The 12,409-nt window shown below is 39.4% G+C and carries 13 protein-coding genes; all 13 read right to left on the bottom strand.

All coding sequences use genetic code 11. The features are described 5' to 3' along the window. Positions 1–63: 63 nt before the first annotated feature. The 13 genes from secG to mutY all read right to left on the bottom strand — a co-directional run bounded on the left by secG (position 64) and on the right by mutY (position 12,385). Positions 64–432: a preprotein translocase subunit SecG gene (gene secG / locus ACWICE_RS12435; protein WP_454290984.1), complete on the bottom strand. Its 369-nt coding sequence runs from the start codon at positions 430–432 to the stop codon at positions 64–66. A 13-nt stretch (positions 433–445) separates the two neighbouring features. Further along, complete coding sequence (locus ACWICE_RS12430) at positions 446–1,555, bottom strand: hypothetical protein (protein ID WP_185213042.1); 1,110 nt, start codon at positions 1,553–1,555, stop codon at positions 446–448. A gap of 20 nt (positions 1,556–1,575) precedes the next feature. Further along, positions 1,576–2,106 (bottom strand): LptE family protein, encoded by a 531-nt coding sequence (locus tag ACWICE_RS12425; protein ID WP_185213043.1) that lies wholly within the window; start codon positions 2,104–2,106, stop codon positions 1,576–1,578. A gap of 1 nt (position 2,107) precedes the next feature. Further along, positions 2,108–3,379, bottom strand: coding sequence for a sigma 54-interacting transcriptional regulator (locus ACWICE_RS12420; protein WP_454290983.1), 1,272 nt, complete (start codon positions 3,377–3,379; stop codon positions 2,108–2,110). A 22-nt stretch (positions 3,380–3,401) separates the two neighbouring features. Beyond that, positions 3,402–4,835 carry a tRNA (N6-isopentenyl adenosine(37)-C2)-methylthiotransferase MiaB gene (gene miaB, locus ACWICE_RS12415; protein ID WP_185213045.1) on the bottom strand — a complete coding sequence of 478 codons (1,434 nt, stop codon included), beginning with the start codon at positions 4,833–4,835 and terminating at the stop codon, positions 3,402–3,404. 207 nt (positions 4,836–5,042) lie between these two features. Continuing rightward, positions 5,043–5,726, bottom strand: a complete 684-nt coding sequence (locus ACWICE_RS12410; protein ID WP_313260521.1) for an OmpA family protein — start codon at positions 5,724–5,726, stop codon at positions 5,043–5,045. 131 nt (positions 5,727–5,857) lie between these two features. Beyond that, positions 5,858–6,613 carry a hypothetical protein gene (locus ACWICE_RS12405; RefSeq protein WP_185213047.1) on the bottom strand — a complete coding sequence of 252 codons (756 nt, stop codon included), beginning with the start codon at positions 6,611–6,613 and terminating at the stop codon, positions 5,858–5,860. A 56-nt stretch (positions 6,614–6,669) separates the two neighbouring features. Continuing rightward, positions 6,670–7,071 carry a hypothetical protein gene (locus tag ACWICE_RS12400; protein ID WP_185213048.1) on the bottom strand — a complete coding sequence of 134 codons (402 nt, stop codon included), beginning with the start codon at positions 7,069–7,071 and terminating at the stop codon, positions 6,670–6,672. Further along, the gene (gene rlmD / locus ACWICE_RS12395) at positions 7,072–8,481 is read right to left on the bottom strand and encodes a 23S rRNA (uracil(1939)-C(5))-methyltransferase RlmD (protein ID WP_454290982.1); all 1,410 of its coding nucleotides are present in this window, start codon (positions 8,479–8,481) and stop codon (positions 7,072–7,074) included. It lies immediately after the preceding gene. 584 nt (positions 8,482–9,065) lie between these two features. Further along, the gene (locus ACWICE_RS12390) at positions 9,066–9,671 is read right to left on the bottom strand and encodes a TetR/AcrR family transcriptional regulator (RefSeq protein ID WP_454290981.1); all 606 of its coding nucleotides are present in this window, start codon (positions 9,669–9,671) and stop codon (positions 9,066–9,068) included. 90 nt (positions 9,672–9,761) lie between these two features. After that, positions 9,762–10,802 carry a phenylalanine--tRNA ligase subunit alpha gene (pheS, locus tag ACWICE_RS12385; RefSeq protein WP_454290980.1) on the bottom strand — a complete coding sequence of 347 codons (1,041 nt, stop codon included), beginning with the start codon at positions 10,800–10,802 and terminating at the stop codon, positions 9,762–9,764. A 61-nt stretch (positions 10,803–10,863) separates the two neighbouring features. Then, a complete protein-coding gene (locus ACWICE_RS12380; protein ID WP_185213052.1) occupies positions 10,864–11,316 on the bottom strand; it encodes a single-stranded DNA-binding protein in 453 nt (150 codons plus the stop codon). 25 nt (positions 11,317–11,341) lie between these two features. Beyond that, a complete protein-coding gene (gene mutY, locus ACWICE_RS12375) occupies positions 11,342–12,385 on the bottom strand; it encodes an A/G-specific adenine glycosylase (protein ID WP_454290979.1) in 1,044 nt (347 codons plus the stop codon). Between the last annotated feature and the right edge of the window lie 24 nt (positions 12,386–12,409).

Genomic DNA, 12,409 nt, shown 5'->3' with positions numbered 1-12,409 from the left:
ATAAAAACAAGAAACCCTGCCTAAAACTAGACAGGGTTCTATTTCTTTAGCTATTAAGCCTGATTACTTTGTCGTATCGGTAGCAGCTGGAGTTTCAGTTGCCGGAGTTTGAGTAGTTCCTGTTGCAGGAGTCGCCGAAGGATTAAGGTTCAAGTTAGGAGCTGTTACTGGCGCCTCAATTTGATCTCCCAAACCACCTGTGTTGGATGATGATGGACCAATAATATTTATTGCTATACAAAATACCATTAAGGCAATCGCAAAAATCCATGTTCCTTTTTCTAAAATATCACCTGTGCGTTGCACACCAATTAAATTAGCGCCACCAGAAAATCCTGAGGATAAACCTCCCCCTTTAGGGTTCTGAATCAATACAAAAAACGCTAATAATAAGCTTGCTAGAATAATTAGGATAATAAATAATACGTCCATTTCTATATTTCAATTATAACTTTTGTTCAATCTCTTTAATTCGGGTCGCAAAGTACGATTTTTTTTCTGGATTATCCGAAATTAATTTTCTAAATACCATGATCGCTTTTTCATACATCCCCTGTGTCTCGTAAATGTTCGCCAAGGTCTCGGTCACTACCTGTAATTGGTCCTCAGAACTACTACGGGCCTTATTTTCGGTATTGATGGTCTCTGCCTTTGGAGGCTGGATCTGAGGCTCCTCACGAATGAACTTCTCGATCACCTCATCCATCATCTCCGTAGACTTAAACTCTACCGTTTCCTTTTTATGTTTATCACTAAGCTTATCCGAAGGATCCTGCAAATGGAAGATATTCTCCCTGATCTGCTGATCCAATATCGCCTCATCTAATTTTTTAGGATCAAACTGACCTTTTTGCTGTTTCGGCAACACAGGCGAAGAAAAAGGCTGATAGGTATCGGCATGCTCCATCCTAGTCTTATACAGCCACCATCTAAAGCTGTATGGCATCAATTCATCGTTGTACAGACTGATATCCTCTTCCGGACTTCTTTTATTTTCTTCTTCCTGAGCAGGTACTTCTTCATCTGATTCCACAGAAACAAGCTCTTCCGACTCTACATCATGTTCCTCTTCTCCAGCATATTCCCTTTCAATATCGTACCCCGCAGCGAATTCAAATGCAGGCTCTTCCTCCTTTATCTCCTCTTCTTGACGCTCTACAACCTCATCTTCCACTTCGTCAAGATCATTTGCTGGCTCCGCGATAGTTTCTTCAACCTCTGGGATACTCTCTACATCTACTGCCTCAACTTCTGTTTCCTCTATTAGCCCATCACCGTCAAGCTCTTCATAGGCAATATAATCATCAGAGTCCACCTCTATCTCAGGGATAACCTCAATTGGTTTTTGTAAATAATCACGTAGCCAAAAAGGATTATTGGCATAGATCAAAGTCCGCTGCTTATCAATGCTTTGTCCTTCTAAAAATTTCTTGCGTTCATAGGCATATATTATAGGCTGGGAATATGGATACTTGGTCAGGAGTTGCTCAAAATCAGCAACACTAACTTCCATGGGGTTTTCCAGTGCTTTTCTAAAAATATATACTTGATCCATGTGATTCAAAGGCTCTTTTTTTACCAGTTATTAAATGCGCGGTTAAATACATCTTCGGTCAACATCTTGACAATCTCTTGGTTTAAGGTCATTTCTTGGCTATTTACCTGTCCTCTAAATTCCTTAAACTGCGTAAAAGACTCCTCAAAGTCACTTTCACCGGTCTCATCTTTCCTATTCACGTATTTTACCTTAACCGTAATGGAGAGTCGGTTTAATGCTGCCATATCTGTCCCAGCTTCCACTGCCGCAGGCGTAATCGCATAGTTGGTGATCACTCCTGAAAAGATAGCATCTCCATCCTGATTTACTTGGCTCAACTTAGATTGGGTCCTGATACGCTCCTTCAACCCCTCCGTAAAGGTCTGGCTCAAGGTAGCAGATACAAAAGGCGAAATATTCTCAAATATCTCCACTGAATAGGTTTTCATGTTTTCGGGAATCGACCCGCCACTCAAACTATATTTTACACCGCAACCATTAAAAGTAAGTATTACTAAAGCAGCAACAATAAATGTAATGAAATTGCCTTTATTCTTAAAATTGGACATATTAATCTAAGTTCAAATCCTTAATCTTTCTATAAAGCGTACGTTCAGAAATCCCTAATTCCTGCGCCGCTGCTTTACGCTTGCCCTTATGCTTCTTGAGGGCTTTCTTGATCAAATCAGACTCCTTATCAAGTAAAGATAATGATTCTTCTACCTCTTCCACATCTTGGGTATCATACAAATAATCATTTGCATTCCCATTCGGCTGATTAGGATTATGGATGGTAATCGTTGGATTTGGATTAACAGAATAGTCTTCTGAACCAATGGCCGCAGAACTTGGCCTGATCTCCTGATACAATTGATTGATATAAGGTGAATTTTGATCCATGGTTCCTTGATTGAAACCCTTTTGCATCAACTCAACGACTAATTTCTTTAAGTCGACCATATCCTTCTTCATGTCGAACAGAACCTTGTACAACAAATCTCTTTCCGAGAAATTCTCCTTCGACTGATCCTTTAATGGCATCGGAAGAGTAGTACTTTGGGTCTCAACTGGCAGATAATGGCTTAAAATCTGTGCGTTGACCAACCTTTCCTTCTCTAGAACGGCAATCTGCTCTGCAATATTTTTCAATTGCCTCACATTTCCCGGCCAGCTATAGTTGCGCAACATTTCTTGCGCGTCCTCTGTAAGTTGAATACCCGGTGAACGGTATTTATCTGAGAAATCCACAACGAATTTCCTAAATAAAAGGACAATATCTTCCTTACGCTCTCGCAAAGCTGGAATACGTAATGGAACAGTATTCAATCTATAATATAGATCTTCCCTGAATTTCCCCTTCTTTACCGCTTCATAAACATCAACATTCGTCGCAGCAACTACGCGAACATTTGTTTTCTGAACCTTAGACGATCCAACACGGATATATTCACCCGACTCCAGAACCCGTAACAATCGTGCCTGCGTACCTAAAGGTAATTCACCAACCTCATCTAGGAAAATGGTCCCTCCATCAACGACTTCAAAATATCCTTTCCTTGCTTCATGGGCTCCCGTAAAAGAACCTTTCTCATGACCAAACAACTCAGAATCAATCGTTCCCTCTGGAATCGCACCACAGTTTACCGCGATAAACGGGCCATGCTTGCGACCACTTAATTGATGGATGATATGTGAAAACACTTCCTTACCAGAACCACTTTCACCTTGAATCAAAACCGAGATATCGGTAGGTGCTACCTGACGTGCAATATCGATCGCACGATTTAGTAATGGAGAATTCCCAATAATCCCAAACCTGCTCTTAATATCTTGATGATCCATTATTAATATTTAGTGTTTGATATTAATCAACTATTTTCCCAATCAATGTTGCAGATGTACAGCTTTCGCCTAACACATTCACATAATCTCCTACTTTATAGCGTTCATCTACTGGAAATACAACCATAGTATTTTGATCGTTTCTTCCGCAGAAATCCTTGTCAGAACGCTTTGAAGTCCCTTCAATCAATACTTTTTGAACCTGACCGACAAATTTTTCGATTCTATATAAGCTATGCTCACGTTGAAGATCCACAATCTCAGTCAACCTGCGTTTTTTAACTTCTTCAGGAATATCATCCTCATAACGTTTGGCAGCCAAAGTTCCCGGACGTTCTGAATAAGCAAACATATAGGCGTAATCATATTTTACATAATCCATCATGGAAAGGGTTTCCTGATGTTCTTCCTCAGTTTCAGTACAGAAACCGGTGATGACATCTGTAGAAATCCCACATTCTGGAATAATACGGCGAATGGCTTCAATTCTATTGATATACCATTCTCGGTCATAGGTCCTATTCATTAACTCCAATACGCGGCTGTTTCCAGACTGTACCGGTAAATGGATGTATTTACAGATATTCTCATATTTTGCCATGGTATACAATACCTCATCTGTAATGTCCTTAGGATGTGAGGTAGAAAACCTGATCCTTAATTCTGGACTCACTTCAGCAACCAAGGCCAACAATTGCGCAAAGTTCACGGTAGGCTTAGCCTCTTCTCCCTCTGCCACCGCTGGCGTATATTTATACGAGTCTACGTTCTGTCCCAATAAGGTTACTTCCTTGTACCCAGCATTGAATAGGTCTTGCGCTTCTTTCACAATTGATTCCACATCACGACTTCTTTCTCTACCCCTTGTAAATGGAACAACACAGAATGAACACATATTATCACATCCACGCATAATGGAAATGAACGCTGAAATACCGTTCGAATTTAATCGCACCGGACTGATATCAGCATAAGTTTCCTCCCTAGACAGCAATACGTTTACAGCACGACCACCTTCATCAACTTTTTCAATCAAATTAGGAAGATCACGGTAAGCATCTGGCCCAACCACAACATCCACCAACTTCTCCTCTTCCAAGAATTTAGCCTTCAAACGTTCCGCCATACAGCCTAAAACGCCCACAACCATCCCAGGGTTCTTAGCCTTCGCAGATTCAAACTCCTTCAGCCTATTCCTAACACGTTGTTCAGCATTCTCACGGATCGAACAGGTGTTGATAAACACTACATCGGCATCTTTATAGTCCTTGGTAGTCTCAAAACCCTTATCCATAAGGATAGATGCCACAATCTCACTGTCAGAAAAATTCATCTGACACCCGTAACTCTCTATATATAACTTACGCCCAGTGGATTTCCCTGTAGGCAGCATATCTAAAGCCTCGCCTTGACGAGATTCATCATGCGTTTTTGTTGTATGCGATAACTCTAACATAGTCATTTTTCAAAGACTACAAAGTTAGTAATTATCTATTAAACAAATGACAGTTTGTCAGCAGTTGAGGAAAATTTAACAAAAATCCCTCCCCAAGTCTGTTCCACCCTACCTTGGTTTTATAACAACTTCAACACAGTAATCAGCAAAATCCAAAAAAAGGGTGTCAATTTATTTGACACCCTTTTCAAATTATTTTTTACAGTCTTATTGACCTGCTTCTCTTTTAGCTTCTTCTTGCATTTTCTTACTTGCAGTAATAATGATCTCAACACGACGGTTTTCTGCTCTTCCTGCATCAGTATCGTTTGATGCAATTGGCTCAGAATAGTTTTTACCTTCTGTTTTGATACGGCTACCTGCTAAACCTTGAGAAACTGCGAATGATTTTACAGATGCGGCACGACCATTAGAAACTTTTTGGTTTGCTTGTAATGTACCTACGTTATCTGTGTGACCTAACACCAAGATTTCAGTATCTGGTTCTTTATTCAAGGTCTCAACTAATTTAGCGATGTTTTCCTTTGCAGATGGTTTCAAAGCTGTACTGTTGAAATCAAATAAAATTCCAGAGTCAAATTTTACCAAAATACCCTCACCTGCTTGCTCTACTTCAGCACCAGCTACTGTATTTTCGATCTCTTTGGCCTGTTTGTCCATTTTTTTACCGATCAAAGTACCTGCAGCTCCACCAATTACAGCTCCAGCGATTGCTCCAACTGCCGTGTTACCTGCTTTACTTCCGATTAATGCTCCAAGAGCACCACCTGATGCAGTACCGATTACTGCTCCTTTTGTAGTGTTACTACTATTTTGAATGGTTGAACAGCTAGCAAATAACATAGCTGATGTAGCTACTGTCAATCCATAAACCGCTAGTCTTTTATTCATTTTCATAATCAATTTGTTTATCTTTTATACTAAATAATTTATTGTCAATTTATAGTCAACTTATTTGCAAAGCCAATGCCAAAAGCTTTTTTATCACCTTTGTCAGTTGCAACATATTAATTATCAGTATCTTATTTTTCCTGAACAGGAATATCTAACTTCGGTAAACGTTGTGATTTAGGGCGTCCTTGAGCATTCCAAGTCTTAAAAGATGAATTGATGTAATTCATCAGATCGTATTGACCCCAACGCGACGCAGTGGCATAGGATGGTCTATAGATATCCATAAAAGATTGTAATTCCTCTCCTTCCAGATGGGTCAGTTTGGTAACAATGGTTTTATTGAAAATACGGTCTACCTTAGTTTCTTCAAGCTCTTGGTTCATGAACTTCTCAAAACGCTTCGCATTTTTGGCTTCCTTTCCAAAAAGGTTATACAAGGCTGTTGCAGGACTGGAAACATAGGTGCCAAATTTATTCTGTCCACCATTGTAGACTCCTTTGCTCTCGTAGTCATTCAACATCTCCTTCATCTCCATCTCCTTCGTACTACGGGTCACAACAACGGTCTCGATCCGATTTCCCGCCTGCAAATCCACCAAAATATCTTCTAGCGTGTTAATCCTAGTTTTGATAGGTCCATATCCAACTTTACTGATGGTAATGGTATCACCAACATTAACTTCAATATTAAAGACACCGTAAGAGTTACTCCTCACAGTTTGTTTGGTCCTCTGGTTGACCACGTTCGCATCACTAATCCTAGTGCTTGTCCCTTTTTCCAGAACCAATCCAGAAATTATGTTATCCTGATCTTGGGCATGTGCAGCAAGCGCCAAGAAAAACAATGTACATAACAGGGCAATATATTTTACTTTATTATACATCCAATTTTAAAGGTAATAATACTTTTGACTAGGAAATGTTAAAAAGTTTTAAATCACTATGCATTATATGGATAGAAAACAAAGTTTGCACCTTCTGGAACCACAACGAACAAACACATAAAATCATTCGCTGATTTGAAATTCCTTTCGAAATATTCTTTCTTATCTTCCTTTATGATCCCTCTATCGACAAACTCTTCCAGGGAACTCGCTTGAATGCTCCATTGTGTATTCAGCTCATCCCTGTCCAAGATCATTTCTCCCAAATCAACCTTCAACTGGTGGGCAACAAAAATAGGATACAGAGTATAGCCTTCTGCCATCATTTCAGCAGATACCTCTTGAATAGACTCCTTATAAAAATCGAGGTCTTTCTTCAAGCTTACTAATGGACTCTGTCCTTTTCCTGCTTTACCTTCTTCTTCGGGCCCTTTATTTAATAGATCCTGTAAATCCATTTATTTCTTCAATTTTAACAATACTACATTCTCAACATGTTGCGTATGGGGGAACATATCTACCGGTTTTATCCGCACAACCTCATACTTACTGGTTAAGCTTTCCAAATCACGTGCCTGAGTTGCAGCATTACAACTTACATACACTACTTTATCACTTTCCATTTCCAAAATCCTATCTACGACATCGGCATGCATACCTGCTCTAGGCGGATCGGTAATCACAACGTCTGGCTTCCCATGTTCTTGGATAAAATCAGCCGTCAACACATCCTTCATGTCACCTGCATAAAATTTCGTGTTATGGATTCCATTGGTCTCAGAATTGATTTTGGCATCCTCAATAGCTGATGGAACATATTCCACGCCAACAACCTCGCGAGCAGATCGCGCTACAAAGTTCGCGATAGTTCCAGCACCGGTATATAAGTCATAGACTAGCTCATCTCCTTTTAGATCAGCAAAGTCTCTGGTAATCTTATAAAGTTCGTATGCTTGTCTGGAATTTGTTTGATAGAAAGATTTAGGACCAACTTTGAATTTGAGGCCTTCCATTTCTTCATAGATAAAATCACGGCCTGAATAAACATGTATATCTTGATCAAAAATGGTATCATTCCTTTTTTGGTTGATGATATATAATAAAGAAGTAATTTCAGGAAACTTGTCTTTAATAAAGGACATCAATAAATCTACCTGTCCTTCTTCAGGATATGCAAAAACCACGATCACCATTAATTCACCAGTGGAAGAAGTTCTGATGATTAAATTTCGAAGGGAACCTTCATGGTCCCTTAGATCATAGAATGAAAAAAAGTTTTCTTTAGCAAATTCAAAAATGCTATTCCTAATATCGTTAGAAGGCTCTTGTTGCAAATAGCAATGGTCAATGGTCAAGATCTTATCAAATCTACCTGGAACATGGAAACCCAAAGCATCCATGGAATCCCCAGGTTCAACCTCATCTAGACTGGTCAACCAACGTTTGTTTGAAAAAGTATATTCCAGCTTATTCCTATAATATTCTGTCTGCGCAGAACCTAAAATCGGCTCCATTCCAGCAACATCCACTTTTCCAATACGGGACAAGGCATTCCCTACATACTGCTCCTTGAATTTCAGCTGAGATTCATAGGTCATGTGTTGCCATTTACAGCCTCCACACACACCAAAATGTGAACAGAATGGATCTATCCTATATTCAGAAGCCTTCTTCACATCAGAAATTTTACCCTCCGCAAAATTCTTCTTCTTGCGGATCAATTCAACATCCACCACATCTCCAGGCACTGCCCGCTCAATAAATAAAACTAAATTATCATGCTTGGCAACTCCCTTGCCCTCTTCCGCAATGTCAATAATCTCAACATCCGTAATAAACTTCTTTTCCTGAGGTATTCTTCTTCCCATATTGGCGCAAAAATACGCAAAAATTTAATAGCAAAATGATTTAACAATCGAGACAGCAATGTGCTAATTAATTCTACTGTTAGATAATGGAAAAAGATTAAGGAAAACAGAACCGAGCGAAATATTTATCTTATTAATCTACCCAAAAGAATTTCAATATTAATCAACATGATTGCGTAGGGCTATACGACTGGCCCCAAAGACTATTGTCATTAAGTTAAGGATTTTCTTTTTTGAGGTCACAATTTTATAGGGTCTTCTCAAAACAAACGCCCATTCTTCCGAAGGAAGTCCCATATCTCTCGGCTCATTTCCAATGGCGGAAAAATGGAAAGAATGCCGTTGCTGTGTGCGATGGGATTGGCCTTGGATGCTTTCAAGAAATTCTCCCATCTAAAGGGAGAATTTTGAAGAACGGCATCCTCGACATCAAGGCATTCTTTTCTTGTGTGAATGACTGTGCGAAAAGCCATCTTAAATGAGCCGAAGCCTTTTGGTTACTTTTGGCCTTCAGAAGTAATGAAGAATCTGCATAATGATTATTTCTTAACTTAACTACATTGCCCCAAAGCCCTATAATGTGCCTATTGTCTTATATCTAAAGCCTCTTTCTTAGACTCCAAAAGAGTAGCTTCAACTAAATAGGGAAGGATTTCTTTCTGGAAGGAAATAAAATTCTTACGCACATCGGCCTCAGATACAGCAGTAAATGCGAAAGAAAATACAATGTTTTTGGAAGTTTTAATAAGGAAGGTCAATCGTTCTTCGGGAATCATATTGGCAATGGTTTCATTCTGCATAAACGAACGCAGCAATAGAAACTCCAGGTCATCCGAAAGAAGTTTAAGGTACTCCTGGGCATTGACCGACTCACGGATAAATTCCCAACCAACAAATTCATTACAGACCGTATAGGTTACACGGCTAACCCTCAAAATGGTATTGGCAAGGAAAAGTGCCAGGTCTTTTTCTTTCACGTTCTTGTTCAGGATATCATAGACATTGTCCTGGATATAATCCATCAGGACCTCATGTAAAATCAACTCCTTACTTGCGAAATATTTATAGAAGGTTGCTTTAGCAATGGAAGCATTCTTGGCCAGCTCATTAACACTGGTTTTATTATAGCCATATTTCCTAAATAGATCTCTTGCAGATTTCTTTATTGCTATAACCACTTTGTCTTCCATGAAGCTGTTTTTTTTGAATTTGGGATTCAACTTTTTATATGATTCTACCCAAGACCCTTAAAATCTCGGGTAGAATACAAACCAATTGGTTTAAATAATCTCTGTCTCAAATTGAGATAAGAAACGAACATCGTTTTCTGAGAACAAACGCAGGTCGCGGATCTCATACTTCAGGTTTGTGATCCTTTCGATACCCATACCGAAGGCAAAGCCTGAATATTTCTTACTGTCGATTCCACAATTATCCAACACGTTCGGATCTACCATACCACAACCAAGGATCTCTACCCAACCTGAATATTTACACATCTGGCAACCTGCCCCTTTACAGATGGTACAGGAAATATCCATTTCAGCTGAAGGTTCAGTAAAAGGGAAATAAGATGGACGGAACCTCACTTTTGTGTCTTCTCCGTACAATTCTTTCACAAAGTGATATAATGTCTGTTTCAAATCAGCAAACGACACATTCTCATCCACATATAATCCTTCGATTTGGTGGAAGAAACAATGCGCTCTCGCAGATATTGCTTCATTACGGTATACTCTTCCCGGCATCAAAGCGCGGAAGGGAGGTTTCCCTGCTTCCATCAATCGAACCTGAACCGAGGAGGTATGCGTACGAAGCACAACATCATTTCCATCTTGCTTCTTGATAAAGAATGTATCCTGCATATCCCTAGCTGGATGCTCTGGAGCAAAATTTAACGCTGAGAAGTTATGCCAATCATCCTCAATCTCATTTCCTTCAGCAACTACAAAGCCCAACTTCTTGAAAATCTCAACAATCTCTTTTCTTACTAAGGAAAGTGGGTGTCTAGATCCCAAGGTGAAGCCTGGACCTGGTAAAGTCAAATCTCCTTCAGGATTTGCCGATTGACCTTCAGATTGATCTGCAAATTGTTCCGATGCCTCTTTAAATGTATTTTCAGCAAACTGCTTGAACTCATTCAATACTTTTCCTAAAACCCTCTTTTCATCCGAGGATACCGTCTTGAACTCTTCAAACAGGTTTTTCACGATGCCTTTATACACCAAAAACTTTAATCTAAATGCTTCAACATCTTGGGCTGAACTTGGCGCAAATGCCTTTATCTCTTCAGTATACTGCGTTATCTTATCTTGCAACATGTGTCAAAGATACAGCAATTTTAAAAAATAAATGAAATGGTACAATATTTAATTAGGTAGATTAAAATGGTAGACCATCACTATCGTCGTCATTCTCTGTAAAGTCGACGGCTTGTTCCTTTGGTTCACTGCTAGTGGGGGCTCCACTCGTGGCACTCTGTTGTGGGCTTTGAGGCTCAAAATCAGAACGTCTACCCAATAAATTAAAACTCTCTGCTACGATCTCTGTCGTATAGCGACGGATACCTTCTTTATCTTCATAAGAACGTGTCCTCAATTTCCCTTCTATGTAGACCAATTTCCCTTTACTCAGGTACTTTACCGCAACATCTGCCAGACCGCGCCACAATACGATGTTGTGCCATTCAGTCTGCTCTACACGACGGCCATCCTTGTTGAAAGTCTCCGAAGTTGCCAACGGAAAACTAGCAACACTTACATTTCCTTCTAAATAGCGGATTTCTGGGTCTTTTCCAAGATGACCAACTAAAATAACTTTATTTACTCCCGACATACAATAATTTAGGATTTAGTGAGCACTAAAAATAATGTTCCACAAAGGAACTAATCAGTTTATGTTTAGCTAATGTATCTAATTTTTCTAATAAAAAATAATTCCAAAAGCTTTTTTTGACCAATTCCCGATTATCCATATCAAGGCTATAAAAGCGGGCAAAAATATTCTGATGGCTTAAAATATGCTTCACTTGCCCTTTTATCATTTTAGGAACTGTTTCCCCAAAATTATTCCTGTACTCTTCTAATTGTACCAATTCTGCTACATTCAAATCCCCTTCACTCTCTATCAACGGAAACTCATACAAATTGGCCCAAACATCTCCTTCGGATCGTTGTGACATCAAAACAGACCCCTCTTTTTCAATTATAAAGTAATGAAAATACCTATCTCTACTTTTTTTTCCTTTTAGTTTAACCGGCAATCTATCAACTAAACCCTCTTCATAGGCCCTACAATCTAACCTCAAGATGCAATCTTCACAATTTGGATTCTTGGGCTTACATTGCAGGGCACCAAAATCCATTATTGCCTGATTGTATTCCGCAGGATGCTCCCGATCTAACATCTCTTCAGCCAATTTGGAAAAAAGCTTTTTCCCAGAACTGCTGTTGATCGCCTCATCTATTCCAAAATATCGAGATAATACCCTAAATACATTTCCATCCAGAACAGCATGCGCTTGGTTGCTGGAAAAAGAGGAAATGGCCGCAGCTGTATATTCCCCAACACCGGGCAATGCCAAAAGCATCTGATAATCAGTAGGGAATTCCCCATTATGCCTATCCAAAACCTGCTTACTCGCCTTATGCATGTTCCTCGCCCTAGAATAATAGCCCAAGCCTTGCCATAATCTCAAAATTTCAGACTCCTCTGCTTTCGCAAACTTTGTTACATTAGGATAGTTCTCTAAAAATTTGAAAAAATACGGCATCCCTTGCTCAACCCTTGTCTGCTGAAGGATGATTTCTGATAACCAAATGATATAGGGATTCTTGGTCTCACGCCATGGTAGAGCTCTTTTATGCTGAGCATACCAGGTTAAGATTCGTTCCGAAAATGACATAATACAAAGATGATAATTTTAACC

This window comes from Sphingobacterium sp. NPDC055346, from assembly GCF_053645235.1.
The sequence above is the reverse complement of the archived record's forward strand: the minus strand, read 5'-3'. Positions and strand labels throughout refer to the sequence as shown.